The 17948-nt window shown below is 62.8% G+C and carries 17 protein-coding genes; 1 reads left to right on the forward strand and 16 read right to left on the reverse strand.

Going from position 1 to position 17948, the window contains the following annotated elements; all coding sequences use genetic code 11:
• Positions 1-5: 5 nt before the first annotated feature.
• From terL to AAIL66_RS10550, 3 genes are read right to left on the reverse strand one after another with little or no spacing between them, the layout of a single operon-like run.
• Positions 6-1625, reverse strand: a complete 1620-nt coding sequence (gene terL, locus AAIL66_RS10540) for a phage terminase large subunit (protein ID WP_343496681.1) — start codon at positions 1623-1625, stop codon at positions 6-8.
• Positions 1612-2004: a hypothetical protein gene (locus AAIL66_RS10545; RefSeq protein WP_343496682.1), complete on the reverse strand. Its 393-nt coding sequence runs from the start codon at positions 2002-2004 to the stop codon at positions 1612-1614. The genes terL and AAIL66_RS10545 overlap by 14 nt, the downstream gene beginning before the upstream one ends.
• Positions 2001-4484 (reverse strand): hypothetical protein, encoded by a 2484-nt coding sequence (locus AAIL66_RS10550; RefSeq protein WP_343496683.1) that lies wholly within the window; start codon positions 4482-4484, stop codon positions 2001-2003. The genes AAIL66_RS10545 and AAIL66_RS10550 overlap by 4 nt, the downstream gene beginning before the upstream one ends.
• Between AAIL66_RS10550 and AAIL66_RS10555 the strand changes: the two genes are divergently transcribed.
• Positions 4485-4679 carry a hypothetical protein gene (locus tag AAIL66_RS10555; protein ID WP_034374291.1) on the forward strand — a complete coding sequence of 65 codons (195 nt, stop codon included), beginning with the start codon at positions 4485-4487 and terminating at the stop codon, positions 4677-4679. It begins immediately after the preceding gene.
• Here AAIL66_RS10555 and AAIL66_RS10560 read toward each other — a convergent pair.
• The 13 genes from AAIL66_RS10560 to AAIL66_RS10620 form a co-directional block, all read right to left on the reverse strand.
• Entirely contained in the window at positions 4666-6543 is a 1878-nt protein-coding gene (locus AAIL66_RS10560; protein WP_343496684.1) for a hypothetical protein, read from the reverse strand. The genes AAIL66_RS10555 and AAIL66_RS10560 overlap by 14 nt on opposite strands.
• A complete protein-coding gene (locus AAIL66_RS10565; protein ID WP_343496685.1) occupies positions 6543-8549 on the reverse strand; it encodes a hypothetical protein in 2007 nt (668 codons plus the stop codon). The genes AAIL66_RS10560 and AAIL66_RS10565 overlap by 1 nt, the downstream gene beginning before the upstream one ends.
• Before the next feature lie 3 nt (positions 8550-8552).
• On the reverse strand, positions 8553-9101 hold the full coding sequence (locus tag AAIL66_RS10570; RefSeq protein WP_343496686.1) for a hypothetical protein: 549 nt from the start codon (positions 9099-9101) through the stop codon (positions 8553-8555).
• A gap of 3 nt (positions 9102-9104) precedes the next feature.
• Entirely contained in the window at positions 9105-9554 is a 450-nt protein-coding gene (locus AAIL66_RS10575; protein WP_343496687.1) for a GNAT family protein, read from the reverse strand.
• 2 nt (positions 9555-9556) lie between these two features.
• The gene (locus tag AAIL66_RS10580; RefSeq protein WP_343496688.1) at positions 9557-11776 is read right to left on the reverse strand and encodes a hypothetical protein; all 2220 of its coding nucleotides are present in this window, start codon (positions 11774-11776) and stop codon (positions 9557-9559) included.
• Positions 11776-12339, reverse strand: coding sequence for a hypothetical protein (locus AAIL66_RS10585; protein WP_343496689.1), 564 nt, complete (start codon positions 12337-12339; stop codon positions 11776-11778). Before AAIL66_RS10585 ends, AAIL66_RS10580 begins: the two co-directional genes overlap by 1 nt.
• A gap of 73 nt (positions 12340-12412) precedes the next feature.
• A complete protein-coding gene (locus AAIL66_RS10590; protein WP_343496690.1) occupies positions 12413-12868 on the reverse strand; it encodes a hypothetical protein in 456 nt (151 codons plus the stop codon).
• Positions 12869-12897: 29 nt separating this feature from the next.
• A complete protein-coding gene (locus tag AAIL66_RS10595; RefSeq protein ID WP_343496691.1) occupies positions 12898-13764 on the reverse strand; it encodes a phage capsid protein in 867 nt (288 codons plus the stop codon).
• 183 nt (positions 13765-13947) lie between these two features.
• Positions 13948-14763 carry a hypothetical protein gene (locus tag AAIL66_RS10600; RefSeq protein WP_343496692.1) on the reverse strand — a complete coding sequence of 272 codons (816 nt, stop codon included), beginning with the start codon at positions 14761-14763 and terminating at the stop codon, positions 13948-13950.
• A gap of 56 nt (positions 14764-14819) precedes the next feature.
• On the reverse strand, positions 14820-15089 hold the full coding sequence (locus tag AAIL66_RS10605) for a hypothetical protein (protein ID WP_343496693.1): 270 nt from the start codon (positions 15087-15089) through the stop codon (positions 14820-14822).
• Positions 15071-15667 (reverse strand): hypothetical protein, encoded by a 597-nt coding sequence (locus AAIL66_RS10610; protein ID WP_343496694.1) that lies wholly within the window; start codon positions 15665-15667, stop codon positions 15071-15073. Before AAIL66_RS10610 ends, AAIL66_RS10605 begins: the two co-directional genes overlap by 19 nt.
• Positions 15664-17289 (reverse strand): portal protein, encoded by a 1626-nt coding sequence (locus tag AAIL66_RS10615; protein WP_343496695.1) that lies wholly within the window; start codon positions 17287-17289, stop codon positions 15664-15666. Before AAIL66_RS10615 ends, AAIL66_RS10610 begins: the two co-directional genes overlap by 4 nt.
• 241 nt (positions 17290-17530) lie before the next feature.
• Complete coding sequence (locus AAIL66_RS10620) at positions 17531-17935, reverse strand: hypothetical protein (RefSeq protein ID WP_343496696.1); 405 nt, start codon at positions 17933-17935, stop codon at positions 17531-17533.
• Positions 17936-17948: the final 13 nt, after the last annotated feature.

Genomic DNA, 17948 nt, shown 5'->3' on the forward strand with positions numbered 1-17948 from the left:
GCCGCTCAGGGCTCGAGCGCTGCTTCAAATACGCCCGTTGATGGGCGCCAATCGTCGTTTTGGTGCGGGTCTGCATTCCCGAACGATTTGCCAATGCGTACAGGCGTTGCCGTGATAGCGCCTGCTTCGGCATCGATCAGGTCATCAGGTTGCTGCTTCACAGCAGGGTTCCAGTCCTTCATTTCGTCCCATGCGTCGCCGTCGATCACCGAGATATGGGCCCAGAGCATGCCGCTGGTCAGCAGCGGCTCCATGGCTTCCAGAATGCGGGCGTTCTTGTTGGCCACGCTCTGCTCTTCCACGATGCCGCAACGCAGCCGCCTCTGCTTGAGGGCCATGCGCAAGAAGCTGGGCGCGAAGCCGCCGATGCCGTTTGTCTCTACCGTTACCTGATGGATGCGGTATTGCTCAATCAGGTCGCACAGCTGCATGACCTGGCCGCCGGTGATGCGCCGGCCATCCTCGCTGGTGGTGGCAATCTCGCCTTCGAGCTTTGCTGATCGGTGCCAGTAGTGCCGGCCCGCCGCGTCCTGCAGGTTGAACGCGAAGCCAGAGGTGTCGCTGTTGGTCTTGCCGCTACTGGGGTCCCAGCGCGCAGAGCAGGACACGATCTGCACCGCGCCCAGCCACATGGTCAGCACACGGTTCTGCATGACAAAGCGCGGCTCGCAGTCGTAGCCCTGCATCTTGGCTGGGTCTAAGCGCACCTCATGCACAGGCCGGCTATGCAGCTGGTACTGGCTGTCCCATTCGTTGATGGTGCGGGTCTTCTTGCGGCGCTTCTCCAACTCTTCACCGTCGAAGCGCTCTGGCCACGCCACACCCGCATAGCAGTCGACCAGGCCGCCAGGTGCTGCAGCGAACACCATCCGCTGGCCTTGCATCTGGTAATCCCGGCCAGCCACCAGCAGGCGGCACTGCTTGCCGATTCCAGAAAACACGTACTCCGGCACGAAGGGCAGATCATAGGCTGCGCGTTTGGCGTCCTCGATCCGATGCTCATGGCCAAACATGGGGATGGTCAAGCAGCTGGCGCCCATTGATTCAATCTCGTCGTAAAGGCTGTCGTGAGTGTGCGGGGTGCCGATGTACAGCTGCCGGCCACCGGGGACCAAGATGTGCACCTGCTCGCCAAGGCGATAGCGCATCTTCTCTCTCGCCTCGGGAGTCTGGATGTTCCGGGGGACTTCAACGTCATCGTTCTGGCACTCGTCCGCGCGCGCGCTGGTCACATTGGAAAGAATGCCCCGGGCCGACATGCTGGCGTTCCGTGGGTCCGTCGCGCCCTCCACCCACCATTCGCGCACACCGCCGTCGCGGAACATGCCCCGGGTCAAAGGATGATTGCGCAGCACGTTCTGCGTGTCGCGGCTGGTTTTCTCCGCCGTGCCGTCAGCCTCCGACTGGTGCAGGATGCGATAAGCCGGGTCGCGGTAATAGCGCCAAGCGTTGTACACGGCCAGGATGGTGGACTTTGAAAAGCCACGGTGCGCGCGCAGCACCCCCAGCGTCCACCCCTCTTGCAGCCAGTGACACACGCGCATGTGCACGGGCGGCACATCCCAGCCGCGATGCCGACCCCACATCACGTAGAAGGCCGGGAAGCTGATTTCACGGCTTGCCATGGACGCGCTTGTCGAACTGTTCTTTCTTGGCGGACTGCTGGGCCCGGTTCATCAGCTTGGCCGCTTCTGCCTCGGCCGCTGCGATCTCCGCATCCAGCGAGTCCTCGCCGGCGGTCACGGCCGCCGGGTCTTCCGGGCTCTCCGGGTTCGCGGTGCGCTGGCGAATCTGGCCCACCAGGCCGACGATGCGCTGCGCACAGGCCAAGGTGGCCACCGCATTTTTCTTCACCCAGTACAGGTCGCCGCGCGTCTGCTTGTCCATGGCCGAAACAGCCACGCCCGCGCCTGGCCATGCCTCCGGATCGCTTTCCTCAAGGAACCGGTCCACCAGCTCTTCACTGCGCTTTTGCAGCGCCTCGAATTGATCCTGCCGCATCATCGACCTCCAATAGCTTCAAAGTTTGGTGCGCGCGAAGGCGCCGTTTCTCCAGGCTCCCACCAGAATCCCTGCTCCCAGTCCTTGTAGGCCTTCTGCCGGATTCGGCCCATGTAGCCCGGGCTCAGGTTCTCCTGCACATCCTGCATGAAAGCGTGATCCATTGCAGCACGGGCGTACCAAAGATTCACATAAGGCAGATGGGATCTGGCAAAGCGCAGCGCCTCAGCGCCGGCGTGCGTTTCCTTGTCGGCCGCCCATTCGTCGTAGTTCCCTTTGGTCAGCTCGACCAATTCCGACAGGCTGCCGAAGGATGGGCCCAGCAGCGCCCGGCCGGTGGTGTCCAATGGACTGCGGTCTTCCGTGGTGTCACCCAGAAGGATGTCGCCCACAAAGCCAAGGCCGCCGCCCTGCGCCGCCGCGCGTGTCCAGAACTTCGGCTTGGTCATATCCACCGGGTCCTTGCCGGCAATGATCTGCTTGGTCTGGAATGCGATGGCGCCCAGGGCAACGCTGGTCAGAGCCATGCCCGATGCATAGGCCAGACGGTTGGCTGCCAACGGTGCGCCATCCAGGCCGCGATCGCCTTCCAGCATGCGGCGCCAGTGCCGGGTGATCATGGCGATGGGGAAGCTCTTGAACTGCATCACCAGCCGGGCCAGCTCACCCAGGCCCGTGCCCGTCTGCTTGCCGCCCCAGGTCTGAATCGCCTTGGTGGCTAGATCAGGGTTCATCACCGCATATTCGCTCTCATCGGTGATGAAGCCCAGAATTTTGCCCGTCACCTCATTGGCACGCGGGTTGCCGCCAGCAGCGATTGCTTCGGGCGTCAGCATCTTGGCGCCACGGTAGTCGGTCAGCTGCGCCTGGTTGACCACATCCCAGTCGGCCTCGGTGATCCCCTTGCGCCCCAGGTGCGAGCGATCCCATTCGGTCAGGTCAGCCCAGCGCGTTTCTGACAGTCGGCCCAGCCCTTGCATCATGGTCATGCTGAAGCCTCGGCGCAGGGTGTCCGTCCACCAGTTCATGAACGACAGCTTCATGGTGCTGTTTGCCAGCGCGCCGCTCCAGTTGTGGCGGATGTTCTCGCCGGCGAAGCGGTTCAGGTCGCTCATCATGGACTCGGCGATCATCCCGTGAGTATTGGCAAACTCCTTGGCCTCAGCCGATCCGGCCCGCGCTGTATTGCGCAGCAGGTCCCAGTACGGCAGCTTGTTGTAGCCGGTGGTCGTGATGATGGTTCCCAGGTCGGTAATGCTGGAGATCACCGCCCCGGCCAGCTTGCCCGCCGTCTGGATATTGCGAATGTCCTGGCTCACCTGTGCCAGCCGAGCACTCTCCGGCGAACCCGTCACACCGGTGACGATGTCCCAATAGGCCTGAGGGAAGTTGCCTGCCACGCGCTTGAGGCCACCGTCTGCCAACTTGGCTAAGTCGTTCTGCAGCTTGAACTGGGCGTTCGGATTGGGCCCGTACCGCTCCACCAGCCCGATATCGCGGGCCATGCCGCCCACATGCCCGCGCATGGCGTCGTACATGGTGCCCATGCCGAACTGCTCGTTGTAGGTCAGATAGGCCTGACCGTCTGCGAAGTGGATCTGTCGAGAGTCCGCCCGGCGGTTAGCGCGCGCTCCGCTTCCCTGAAACTGGCCGGGCACCAACTTGTTGAGGCCATCTGTGGAGATTGTCCCCCAGGCCGCGCGCAGGAAATCCAGCACCTCGCCATCGTTCATTCGGCTGCCATCGGCGCGTAGGTAGCGGCTGCGGTCCAGCAGGGGCAAGGTCTTTCCGGCCCAGTCGTCCATTCCGGCGGCGCGCACTCGGGCCGAGTCATGGGCCTGGGGCATGTAGCCATAGTCCAGCCGCCCCACATCACCTCCGGCGGCGTTGAAGCGCTGGCGCAAGTTCTCGATTGTGGTCAGCCATGCCTTTGCACCGGCCTGGGCCAGCTTGTTGCCTGTGTTGCCCTGGCCCTTGGCAAAGATCTCGGCAATCAGGTCGCTGGTCATCTGCGGGTTCTGAGCGTCGAAGAGGAACATCAGCGCCCGCCGGCCCAGGCTGGCATCTTGCCGGCTGGCCGTGGCCTCCACCAAATCCATGAGCTGGGACATGGCCTGGCGCTTGATGCCATCCGCATACAGGTTGGTGTTGTTGATGTCCTCCACCAGGGCATTGCTGCGGCCAGAGCTCAGGTTGGTCTGCAGGTCCTTTACACGCTGCTCTGTGGCGGCAGTGGCCACTATCTGACGCTGGGCGTTCTGCAGCTTGCGCCGGGCCTCGGCTTGCATCTCCTGCATGGCCAGTTGCGAGCCTTCCAGGACCTGCTGATCGTAGGGCTTGGCCATCCAGCCCTGAGGATCGTCACGGGCCAGCCTGCGCATGGCGGCAGACAGCCGATCCTCAATGCCTTGAATTTCCGATGGGGTCAGCTTCCGGCCGGCGGCCTGGGAAACTGCCGCGATACACTGCGGCTTCATAGCCATATGGAAACCTTTCTCTGGACCATCAAATTCCTGGGCGCGCTTGCGGCCCTGGTGTCTGTCGTACCCCTGGCCATTTGGGCCATGAGCGGTAGCTGGCGGCACGCCCTATTCGCGCTCAAGCAGTACCTGCTCATCATGGGCGGCTTTGTGGTGGTGGGCGTGGGCCTTGGCGTGCTGAGCATCATTGCGTCCTGATCGCACATTCAGCCGCCACCTGCAGCAGCGGCACATCCTGCAGCTCGTCGGCCATCTCCTGACGCAAGCGGGCCATCAGCTGGGATAGCGGCTCTGGCGCATCCATCCCCTCCAGCCTGATCGGCATGTCCGGTGCCAAGGCTTCAATGTCGGCCGCCCTGGCCTCCAGCCCTGCAACCTCGTTTTCTGCCTGCATGCCGCCGGCTGCCGGCTCTTGCCGGCCTGGTTCCGCTGGCTCAGCCCGGGCCGGTGCTGCTTCGGCGCGTGCGGCCGGGGCTGCTGCCTGCTCTGGTGCACGCGCAGCACGGCCAGCGCCGCCCTGCTCTGCCACCATGCCTGCAGCTTCTGCAATCGGGTTGCGGGCCGTGGGCGGCGCATCGATGGAGGCGCGGTCAGCTCGGATCACATTGAGCTGGCGGTCGAGCACGTTCAGAGCGTCAAAGGACTGCTGGGCCGCCGCGTTCTGGTCCAGGGCGCCCTCGATGCGCGCAATGCGAGCCGAGTACTCGTCGCGCAGGTCATTCAACTGGCGCTGCGCCTGAGCCTTGGCCTTCTTGAAGCTGATACCTTCGGCCTTCTGAAGGTCGCGGGCCAGCACGTTGACCGCCGGCAGGGATGTATCAGGCACCTGGGCGCGCAGACTATCCAGCTCCAAGCGCATCTCGCGCACGGCCCCAGGGTCTGCCCGACCTGCTGCATCGGCCAGCAACTCGATGCGCTGGCTCTCCATGCGGGCAATCATGTCGTCCATCACCCTAGTGCTGCGCAGTACTTCGACTGGCAGTAGGTCCGTCACGCTGGCGCGCGCGCCCAGACTCAGCTGGTCTGCGGCCCGGGCCATGGCATTCAAGTGTGCATTCGCCGCTTCGATGTCGCCGGCCCGGCCCAGGTTCCAGCTGTCTACCGCCTCTCGGATCTGCAGCACCCGGGCAGCGTCCACCACATCATCAGAGACTCGGCCCATGCCCTGCACCGCCTCGGCAACCTGCGTGCGTGCGGAAGGTGGTGCTTCACCGGCGCGGGCCGCCTCGGCTACTGCTGCACCTCGCACCCTGGCGCTGCGCATGGCCATAGCACCAAAGCCCAGCGGCAGCAACGTGGATAGGGTCAGGCCCACAGGGTCGAATGGATCGTACTGGTCGGCCAGCTTCGAATAATCGGCGCGCTGCAGGATCTCGCGCACTGCCGCCTGCTGCCCGATGTAGGCCACCGGGCCGCCGCCCAGAGCCAAGCCCACGGTCTGGCCAACCGTCTTTCCGGCCACCGGCAGCGCAAATGTGGCTGCCTGCACTGCCGCCGTCACGCCGCCCACCGCCGTGCGGGTGCCAACGTCCACGCCTTCCATGGCCAGGCGGTCGGACTGGGTGAAGCCCTCTTCAGCACCGGAGATGACAGCGCCTGCCACCGGGTTGCCAGTAACCAGCATTGCGCCCACGGCCTTGCCGCCAACCCGAAACAGCTCTGAGACAGCAACCTCTGCTGCATGGGTAGTCAGCGGATCCGGCAGCATCGATCGCCCAGCATCACGAACCACGCGACCGGCGGGGGACATATAGTCCGGTCCTTGCTCGAGCAGCTTGCGAGTGGCGTCCTGGGACTGGCGGCGCTCATCATCTGACTGGGTGGAGAACATGCCACCGGCACTGCCCTCGGTGGTGGCCAGCACTTGGCCGAAGGCTCCAAGGACATCAGCAGTGGAGGCAATGTTTTCACCAATGACGCCCACGCCAAGGCTCACGGGCGCGGTTTTGATGGCACCCCAGAGGCTGAAGCGTGGCGCCTGCCTGGGTGCCTGCCCAGGACGCTGGGACAAATCCGTCGCCTGGATATTGAAGTCTTCCTGGTATGCATCGAGAAGCGCCATTACTTGACCTCCACAAACACGGGCTGGCCGCGGCTATTGGTAACCAGGCCACCGCCGGCCTGTACGGTGTAGCGGCCATTGCCGCTGGTGATCAGCGCGGCCTTCGGCAGGTTCTTGACGAAATCGTCAGCCGACATGGGTGTCTGACCCACATAAACCTGACCGTCAGGCAGCTGCCCAGCCACCGCGCCGCTGTTCATCTGCTGCAGCTTCTTCTCGAACTCGTTCGCCGGCACACCATAGGGCAGCACGAACTTGCGGCCGTTGCGCTCTGCGACGCCACCAGTCGCAAGGGCTACCGCCCCCCTTATGGACATCTTCTGTCCATCCTGGGCCTCTTTCCCGTAGTAGGCCAAGATTGATGCCTCAATCAAAGTTTCCCGAGCTGGCCCTGAAACGGCATTGCCGATTTCAGCAGCAATCTGTGCTCGGACACCATCAATAGCTCTTGTGTCGTTCTTCACAGATTTGTCGGTTAGAGCTTGAGCGCCTCTCAGAATGATCTCGCTCGTGTATCGACCCTGCGTAGTCATGCTCCCGGCCATGCCAAGAGAGATGCCGAGCGCCTGATCCTTGGGCGCCATCTGGCGGCCGAGCGCCGAGGCCATGGCCGGGCCCACGGTGCTGGCCAGTTGTGCCAGCGCAGAAGACTTCTGCTCCACCGGCAATGCTTGAATCATCTTGGCGGCCTGCTCGGCTTCTGTCCTGAGCAGCGGCGAAACGGTCTGGCCGACAACACCGCTCACAATGCGCGCCTGCTCGGATCGCTGGGCCAGGCCTTGCAGCATCGTCGCCATGCTGCTGGTGTCCAGTGGGGCGATGGATGGGAGCACGCCGCGCTCCTGGGCGGCCAGAAGCGGGTCTTCACGGTAGTCTTTAACCGACTGCTGGTAGACCGAATCCATGCGGTTCACTTGCTTTTCAATGTCGGGGCTGGTGCCGGTCTGGTTCAGCTTCGCCCGGGTCTGCTGCAGGATCTGCTGCTGCACGGCCAGAGGTTGCGTTCCAAACGCGCTCATTTCAGGCGCCTGGCGCACCAATTCGGGTACAGCCTTGGCGAATGGTGTGCCGGCCACGGTCTGGGATAGCTGGGCAACATAGTCATGGCTGAGCGCCTTGCCGGTCATGACCAGCCCCTGGGCGGCTGTATAGGCAGCCTGCGCTCGGTCCAGCTGTGCCCGTGCCTGCGCTTCTGCCCGTGCTCGAGCGGCTTCCGCGCGCTGGATGTTGCTGGTCTTGAAGCCTTCAATCTGGGTGGTGAGCTGCAGCCGGCGCTCTGGGGTCAGGTCGGAAAACTCTTCACCGCTCAGCGCCTTGCTCACCTGGTCCAGGCTGCCATTGTTGTTGCGTGCGTCTTGCACCATCGTGGCAGCCTTGTTAAACCTGGTGGCCTCCCGCCAGTTCTGCTGCATGCGGCCGAGTTGCTGGGCATCCAGTCCGCTGAATGGTCCTTGCTGCTCGAAGGCTGTGGCCACCATGTTGTTGGCCTCCTGCGGATTTCGCAGATACATGCGGCCGGCGGTTTCCAGTGTCTGGTCCAGGCCGGCGCGCACGTCAGCCTGGTCACGCTCCATCACCGCCCTGCCAACACCACGGCCAAGATGTGACGCTCGGCTGTCCAGCCTGGCCTGAACCTGACCTCGCAGCGCCTCGGGCACATTGCCCATCACGCCGCTGATCAGGTCAGCGGACTGCTGCTGCCACCGCTGGGCGGCCTGGTCCTTGGCGATCTGGCCGCCCTTGATGCCCACGCCCATGGCATCGCTGGCTTCATCTAGCGAGGACATAGCCCGCTGCATGATCGTGTCGGCATTGGCCCTGTCTGCGGCCTCCTGCAACTGCTTGCGCTCACGCATCTGCTGCTGGTCAATTCGCTGCAGGTCCTGGCCGAAGCCGGCCACGGCCTGCCCGATGGCCTCGCCATTGGCCCCTGGCACCACCTCCGGTGCACGCTGCGGCCGTGCCGCCAGCTGACCAAACTCTTCCCCTGCTGGTATGCGTGCCATATGTCAGTCCCCCATGCCGCGTGTGCCGTTGAAATAGAACTGGCTGGCCGCGTCATTGCCGGGCAGCGTGACTTGCTGCGTGCCCTTCCAGCCCGTGTACGCCTGACCGCCTGCAGAAAGCAGAGAGCCGGCAAGAGAGTTGCCGGCCGACTTGGCGTAGCCCTTGGCCTGTTGGGCCAGTGAATCAGATTCGCGGCCCCCGCTGAGGATGGTCATCTGTGCATCCTGCTCAGCAGCACGGGCAATCTCACGGGTGTTGATCAGGCTGAACTCGTCCAGCGCTGTGTTGTTGCCGGCGATGGCCGCCCGCGCCGCGCCCACTTCGCGCCGGCCCTGGCGCCGGATCAGGTCAGCCTGCTGGTCGGCTGTGGCTGCGGTGTAGCCGGCCTGCTGGCCAGCGGCTACAGCCGCATCCGATCGCGCCTGATACTGGCTGATTCCGCTGAAGAGAGTACCGGCTGCACCAGCAACCGTGCCCCAGCCCCCTACCGCCGCAGCAGCACTGGATGCAGTGCTCGCTGCGGTCGCCAAAAATTCAAGTCCTGTGCACATGCTTTAAGCCTCCAGAATCACGCCGCAGCGCTTCATGCCAAGCCGCTCGAGCAGCTGGACGGTTTGATCGGTATGGACGCCGGTGGTCACGCCCTGCTGTATCAGCTTGGCGCCCAGGTCGCGGGCCCACTGGTGGTACTTGCGGGCTAGGCGTGCCGCTGCCGTGCCGCCGCGGTGCTCAGGCGCCAGGAACAGCGCCAGATCCGTGGTCATCAAGTCATCGCTGGCCCAGTGCTGGAAGGCTGTTGCCACCATGCCGCCGACCACCTCGCCTGCTTCTGTCTCCGTCACCCAGACAAAGCCCATGGGGGACTGGACCAGCGCGGCCAGCGTATGCCCCAGGCGCACAGGGGAAAAGGTGATACTGCTGAAACGCGGGCTCTCCGAGTGCATGAGCTCGCCCAGATTGATAAGGGCCGGCAGGTCATCGAGGGTTGCTTGTCGAATGCCCATGGTCACCCCGCGTTGATGGTGATGCCGCGAATCACGGCCAAGAGGAAGAACGGGTATGGCTGATCCTGCTTGATGGTGAGCAGTGACTCCTTGTCCCAGCCGCTCGCGGAAACCTCTTTAAGGCCTGTGAATGCCGGGACTGGACGGTCCAAGACCTGCGTGTCGAGCTTTCGGTAAGGTAGATCTTCTTCGGGGTTGTCGCCCGCCTGCACGGTGCCGCCCACGCTTGCCAGCAACCTGAGCTGAATGCTGTGCATGCTGGTGGCCTGCCCCTGGGCTGTGCCAGTGCCCGTTCCTACCTCTGGCGCTTCGAGTTGAATCGTCCCTGTGTATGGCAGCCCTACTGATACCTTGTTGGCGTTCCTGGTCAGTGTGATCGCGCCGCCCGATACCATCAGGTCTCGCTGCACGATGTCATCAGCCAGGACTGATACCGTCTTCCCTTCAAGGTGGGCGAGGCCTGTCCATGTGGCTTTGGCAACAGGGTCGGTCAGCACGGCACGGCAATCATGCGGCCCCAGCACTTGATCGTTGTCCACCCAGGCGCCGCCCCAATCCAGGCGCTCGATGTAGCGGACGGTGTTGCCGTTGATCTCTCGGCGCACTACAGCATAGGTTCGGTCTTCCGCACCCACAGGCACCGTGGCGATGCTTTCAATGAAGCCATCCGTGTGCAAAGGCGTGCACGCATAGACGTTCTGCTCGCTCGAGTAGGTCATAGCCAGCGCTGATCCGTCTTCGAGAATCAGGAAAAGAATCGACTCCGGCACCTTTTGGTAGGTCATGCCAACGATACCGGTCCGGAAAAGCTGCTCGCTAAAGATGCTGGCCTCGCTCGAGTCAAAGCCGCCGGCTGTCAGCGGGAACATGCGGCGCAGAACGCGTGCACCACCTTGCATGTACAGAACCTCAGTACCGATCTGTACGGGCCGCACCGGCGCGCTACCCCAGCGCGTGATCATTGGCAGCTGCATGTTTGTCTGAGTGATCGGCTTTTCCACGCCGCCCTTGCCTTCAAACTCAGCGTCTGCAGTCAGCACCAGCAGGGACGCGCCGCTGTGCAGGAACAGGATAGGGTTACGTTCGTTGCTGCTGACAGTCTTGTAAACAGCCGAGTCATCATTGGTGCCCGGCGTGAAGTTGAAGTACAGGCCGGACATGCTGCCCCAGAGGGACTGTGGATAGCGTGCAGTGTTGGCGAACCACAGGCGCTGCTCGTGGAATGTGCAGGTCGCCGGGTAGCCGTCGAACTGGTTCCAGATTGAACCGCGCAGAATCCAGGCATCTGCGGGCACAGCCAGATCGTTGGTAAGCACGGTCATGATGATGGACTGCGCCACGGTGGGGCTGTCCACACTGATGATCTTCACCGAGCCGCCGCTGAGCTCAACCCACTTCCCCACATCCTCAGCGCGCCAGCCGTCCGCGCCCAGCGTCAACGCCACCTGGGAGCCTATGGGCAGATCCTTTGCTCCAGTCGCTGGCGTGATGGTGGTTTGTGGCGTGCCCTCCAGGATCCAAGTGTTGGCAGCCGCAGACGATGCCGAGAAGGCCACATCGACCGTGGCCGTCGCGCTGGTGCTGCTGCCTACCGCCGTGATGGTTGCCGTTCCGCCGGCCCAGGTAATGGTGCGGCCCACATCGGATGCCAGGAAGAACGCACCGCCAGCTGTCATCGTCCTGCCTGCCCCGACTGTCGGGTCGCTGATGGTCATGGTCACGGCTGCTCGGTGGCCAATTTCGCCCAGGGCTCCGGGGTTGAAAGGCAAATCACCCAGCGTCCAGCGATTGTCTGAGTACCGAAGCAGGCGCTTTGGCACAAACGATGGGTGGCAGATGATCATGGTGTCCATGCTCTGCGCCACATCGATCTGCGAAAGCTGGTCCTCTGTGTATGGCGTGCTGACTACATAAGGACTACCACCATCCTGCACGAGAACATCACCCTTCCACACCCTCAGGTACAGATGCCCGAACTCGAGCATGTAGGAGCTGTCACGGGTAAAGATGAATGGGATCAGCCGGACGGCCTGGGCTTGGTTGCCTGCCCCACCCAGAAAGGCCAGAGGCGGTCGAATCGTCGCGCCACCATGGCGCACAACAATCATGTTGTCGCCCACCTTCATGCTGCTGTTGAACTTGTCGATGTCGGCCCGGCCCCGCAAACGTGGGCTGAGCACTCCGGCCGTGAAGTTCGTGGTGATGAGTTGCAGGCGCGGCATTAGAGTCGTGCCTCCAGAAAGGGGCTATTGCTGGAGAACTCTTCGGGAGGGTTCTCTTGCCCGTCCACCGACTTGGCACGCTTCCAGGCCACTTCGAATTCCTGAGCCTTCAGCTGAGCCAAGCTAGTGCTCTTGGTAATCGGGTAAGCCAGATCCTTGACCATGCGCTTGATCATGATGTCTGTCAGGTTTGCATCCCAAGCGCTTTCAGGCAGGTCAGCCAGATACCGGACATCCAGGACGGTGGCATTGGCCAGTATCTTCCGGTCTTCATATTCGAAGTCCACCTGGCACCGGTTCACGCTCACATCCAGCAAGCGCAGGAAATCACCCGGAACGGCGAACTGCTGGTTCCACCCGAAGGCAGGAGCCTGTGCCAGCGGGGCCAGCTGCACCCGGCGCACAAGGCAGTTCCAGGGATGGGCGCGCAGGACATCTCGGCGGGCCTGGGGGTATATGTTGGCGCAGCGGCGTGCGCGGTCTGTGTTCTCTGTCAATGACGCAATGGCCGAGTCCCCAAGCAGGAGCAGCGCATTCGTGCAGATTTCGATGTTGGTGGCCATTGCATCCTCTCAAAGCAAAACGGGGGCACACGGCCCCCGCTGTTTTCACATCGAACCAGGGCCCGGCCCGTGGTCAGTCGTACGTGATGTGGTCAATCTCCAGGCGGAACTGAGCGTTCGCCGTGGGGGCGGCACCTGCCAAGGTGGCATAGACCTCGACGTCCTGCACAGCGACGTACTCGACGCCAGCGGCCACCAGGGCGCCGTTGTTCAGGTCAACGCGGCCAGCAGCAGCCACATCTACCGCCGATGCAATGCCGGCTGCATTGATCACAGCCTTGGTTGCAAAGTCGCGGATGCCCACGCTCAGCGTCACACCGGCACCCATCGCAGCCATGGAGCCCTTGGACGAAGCCAGGAAGCGTGCCCCCTTCTGAATGCGGATGCCGCTGGCAATGGTGTCGTTCTGCGCCCAGGCTGCAACTGCAGGGCTGGTGATGATGAGCGTGCGCTTCTTGCCCACCGAGTTGGACAGAGCCTTGCTGTTCGCAGCGATCAGCGCGGCCTGACGGGAATTGATTTCAGCCATGGTCTGGTTCTCCTATTCGTTCAGGCCGATCACTGGAAGGCGATCTCGACCACCTTCTTTTCGTCTTCACGGCCTGCACCGTAAGACGCGCCCAGGGACACCTGCCAGGCATCCTTCTTGTCGCCTCGGCGGGTGACGTTGCCTTCCATGTAGCCTTCACCCCAGTGAACGCCGGAATTGCACCATGCGACGGCGTAATAGACGCCGCCGGTCAACTCGAGGTTGTTGTAGGGGATCCAGTTGAAGCCCATCCAGCGGCGGGATACATCGCCTTCCTGCAGCATCTTCACGGCCAAGAAGTCGGCGGATGTGAGCGTGGTGTCGCTCAGGATGTCCTCGAGCATCTCGTCGTTGTAGGTGATGTTGAGCACTTCACCGTTGTGGTTGTCCGCTTCGTTGCGGCGGAAGATCTTTCGCGCCTGGATCAGCTTGGCCTTGGTGAAGCCAGCGCCACCAGCAGCAATCTTTTGGTTGGTCGGCAGAACGATGCTAGAGCCGTCCTTGAGCAGCTGGGTACCGCGCAGAGCGCGATAGATGATGTCGTCCAGGCGGCGATTGCGCTTGGCCGTCAGGTTCTGCATGTAGTTGCCGCCGGTGACCGGGTTCACGAGCATCTTTGGAATGTCGTTGCGGTCCAGTGGCAGAGCTTCATAGAAGTCGGCCATGTTCACGACGCGGGCGGTGTGATCGGCCACCGACCAGTTGGTGTCACCGTGGCGCACAGTGTTCTCTTCGAGCAGAGAGCCGTCGTCGCCCAGCTTGTTGATAGTGAACGCTTCGCCTTCGATGGTGCCGCGCGAAGCAGCTGCAACGGACAGGCGGGAATCTTTTTGTGCGACTTCATGACGGATCGTGCGATCCCACTGAGTCACGAACCACTGAGGAATGGTGGGCATTTGGATACTCCAGTTGAATGAACGTGTCAGCCATTCAGGGTGTCCAGTTGCCTGGGCCTGCAATACGGCAGATCGGCCGGCTTGCTTGCCTTCTGCTCGGGCTGTTGCAGGGTGTCCGCTTGCCACGGCGGGCCTGTGTTGGCCCGGAGTGTCAAGCGGCGTTCAGTCTCAAATCCCGAACGATTAGGCGCTCTGCTGCTCGAAGAACTGGCGAACTTGGGCGCTCACAGCGGCATGCTGGGGGTGCTTGCGGTCGCGGTATGCCTCGGAGGCCATGAGGCTATCCACGTTGGTTGCAGCCGATGCGGTGCCCGTGCGGGGCGGGCGATCCTCGCGCATCTCCTTACCCAGCGCGGCCATGATCTTGATGAAGGCTGGGTTCGTTCCCAGGCCTGCCTGCACGGCTTCTTCGGCCAGGCCGGCGGGCAAACCATGCATCGCGCGCTGTGCGGCGTTCACTCCAGCGGTGTATTCGGTTTCGGTCCCCCACACTTGCTGCAGAGCAGAACGAGCCTGGTCAGCTGTCTTCTGGGCCGCACCGTTGAGCATTTCCGGCACCAGAGAGAAGTACTCTCCCATGACGAATTGATACTGCTCGACCGACAGTCCGGCCTTGTGTGCTCGCTCACGAAAGGCAGCGGACATGGTTTCGTCCATGGCCACATCCTTGTATTGCTCGGGGACGTCGAAGGTGTATTCGCTGGCATTGGCCGGCACGGCGGGAGGCTGACCCAGCTTCTGAGACAGCGCGCCATAGGCTTCGCCCAGCTTCTTGGCGCTGGCGGCCATGTCGATCTGACCATCAGCGCCATTGACGCGATGCTTCTCGGGCAGCCAGGCCATGTCGTCGGCGCCACCAGCAGCAGGCGCTGCGGCACTCGGGGCCGGTGCAGGTGCACCAGCAGACGCGCTCAACAGGGATTCGGCTGCGGCCGGGGCTGGTGCTGCGCCAGATGCAGGTGCGGGGGCGGCGGTGGTGGTGGTTGCGGCTTCAGACATAGTGCTCTCCTTCAAGTGATAAAGCCCGCTGTGCGCGGGCTGGGGTTGGTGGTTGCTTACGTTTCGTCGCCAGGACTGTCATCAATGCCGGCCACGCGGTTGACTCGAGTCACGATGTACTCGACGACCTCGCGCCGTGCGGCATCGCGGTAGGTCTGCAGCACGGCGTCGATGCCGCCCTCGCAGTGCACCTTCGCGCTGGCGGCGAAGCGCTTGTAGAGGTCTTCGAAGATCGCCTGGCCACGCCGGTCTTTCTCGAAGATGTCGTGGTACAGACCATCCAGCCGCTGTCGTTCGTCATCCTGGCTCATGCGCGTTCTTCCCATTCAAGTTCATAGAGCATCTGTGCCGCGTCGTTCACGTTGAGGCCTCCGTCCAGGATGCTGAACTTGAGGCCATACGTGCCAGCAGGCAGGCCGCGCTCACTCTGAGATTCACCAGCGTTCGTGGCATTGACGTTTGAAGAGGCGGCGCGGACCAGCATTCGGTCTGTTTCAGATCCGCCAGTGAACGTCCCGCCTGTCTCGAAAGTCGCCTTTGGAACGTAGAACGCTCCGTCATACATCGGGCGTTCAGACATGCGATTCACGCCGAATAGCGGCTGAGTAGTCCACGAGCCAGCGAATGAAACGCCGGTTAAGACCAGCATGCGGACTGCGCCTTGCGTGAGCGTCAGCTTCTGATTCCAGAGGATGAAATCGACAGGGCTTGTGAAGCGCGCATAGAAGGGAGTCGCGCCGCCCTGAGCCACAACAGTCTCCACATAAGAGCGGAACATGCGGCCGGCAAAGAATCCGGTCTGCCCAGGGTCAACGCGGATACGGGCAGCTGGGCCGCTACCGTCTGTGGCGTAGTCAGGAGCACCGAGCTCCCAGCCATTGGGGCCAAGTCGTGCGTTTGTCATGCTGCCCTCGCTACTCGTTGTGCCATTGCCCCCTGCATCTCGGCTTGGCCTTGGGCGGCCATGGCCTGCTGCTGGGCTTGGGCCTGGGCTTCCTGCCGCTGCTGGCGCATCTGCATCACCATGCGAGCATCGCGGATGAGGGTTTGCTTGATGCCGCGCAACTGGGCCTTCTCGCGCGCCGCCTCTTCCCAGTCGTAGACATCGAGGATGGATGGGTCTTGCAGCGCCTGCGCCTTGTTGGCTAGGTCTGCCTCGTAAACGTCCATGGCGCTGACGTCTTCCAACTTCTGGGCACGGGCCAAGGGCGACAGGTAGCGCACGGTGAAAGATCGGTTCAGCAAAGACTGGGGGGGCTGGCCCACTAGGGCGAAGCGGCTACGGATGTTGGCGCGCCACACGATGCCGAATGCACGCTCGATGAGAGGCTGCAGGAACTCGGCCTGGAAGCGGCCGAACATGGGGCCCATCATCTGGCGCAGGGTCTGCACGCGCACTTGCCATTCGTAGGCTGTCTTGGCCTGCCCTTCGACGGGCGGCAGCTGGTCGGCCATCAGGATCTTGCGCACCGTGGCCTGCATGCCTTCAACGGCGATGGCCCCAGCGTCTGGGTTTGCACCAGTTATCAGAGGCTTCACGCTCTCCACGCTGTTGGCCACGATGATCTTGCGCGGGCCCATCTTGATGTTGCGCGGGTTCAGGACGCCATCGTCTTCGGCGATCAGCATGGGGGCCTGGGTGGACTCCATGCCCATCAGCACCCACTTGAACACCTCGTTCAGGGTCTTGATGGTGGGCAGTGCATCGGCGACGGGGCCAGTCGCATAGGGAGAGTTCGGCAGGCGGTACCAGCGCGGCACCATGCACGGGAACTCTTGATAGCCGCCTTCGCGTAGCACGTGGTTGCTGTTGACTTCGAGATGGCAGGCCGAGAAAGGCATGTTCTTGCCGAAGCGCGCGCCCACGGCATAGACCTCGCGCGGCTCGATGGCCAGAAGCACGCACACCTTCTCGTCCAGCTTGTTTGTCTCGTACTTCTCGCGGGAGCTCTCCGAGATGTTGTCGAGGCCGTATTCGGCCACCAGCTGAGAAATGGTCATTTCAAACTGGCGGTATACGGTGTCCACGATGCCGGCAGCGCGGCTGGAAGCGATGCAGCACTGACCAATGGGCCAGGACTCGAAATAGAAGCCGCCCTCTTCTGCCTCGTCCATGTACATCACGAACCAGCCAGCGGTGAAGGCATCGAGCAGGCTGTCGAATGCTTCGCTGTCGAAGTTGGCCGCGTGGATGTTCTCCCACATGAACCGAGCCATGGTGTCCAGCCAGGCGCGTTCCTCGTCGGACTCGTGGCCCACATCCATGTCGAACCAGCGGCTGTTCGCAGGCACCATGCCGCCCATCAGAGTGGAAACACCAACCTTCAGGGACTCGGGCGCCGTGCTGTCGAAGATGCGCGCTTTTTGGCTCTGCGCATCGGTGGCGGAGATGATCACGCTGTCCAGGCCATCCCCGCGGGCCGGGTTGGTCCACTGGTAGCACTCGCGCCATGTGCCTACGCTGAGCTGCTTCTCAGCTATCAGGCTGGTGTTGCGTTGCTTGATTTTCTGGACGTCTACGGGCATCAGACCCCCAAAGTGGTGCGAGCAGAGTCGCTGCTCAGGAGAGAGTTCTCACGCAGAGCACGGCGCGCCATCTGCGTTTGGGCATTGGCGGCAGTGGCAGCCTTCTGCTCAGCCTCAGCCGTTTGCTTCTGGGCACGCGCTTCTGCATCGGCCTGGGCCTGCTTGGCTGAATCCGCAGCCGCAGAGGCTGGGTTGATGCCAACGACATCCAGGACTTTTCCGACAAGACCGCCGCACATGATCAGCTCTTCGCAAAGCCGTTGGCGTCGCGCTGCACAGCGACATCCTCAGGTAGAGGGCAGACATAACCAGCCGTGGACAGGACCGCGCGACCACCAGATTTGACCTGCTTCATGGCTTCGGCCTGGCTAGGCAGCTCGGCCTGAGCAGAAGGCGCGGCGGCTGCGGGGCGCAAGGCGGCCATGCCTGCGGCCACACCCTTGGCAATCTCTGCCTTGATGAAGGCGGCCAGGTCGGCGGGCATCTCGAAGGTAGGCGCGGTGTCAGAGGCGTCGAGCTCTGTGGAGCCGGTGCCAGAGTCGCCGTCACCAGGCGCGAAGGCTGGGCCTTCATTGGTTTCCGGTGTCTCGGGCGTCTGAACGCCGGGGGTTTTGATGGATGCTGCGCGGGTGGATGCTGTAGCCATTGCGGTACTCCTT

The organism is Comamonas sp. F1-6, from assembly GCF_039581415.1.
Classification (GTDB): domain Bacteria; phylum Pseudomonadota; class Gammaproteobacteria; order Burkholderiales; family Burkholderiaceae_C; genus Comamonas; species Comamonas thiooxydans.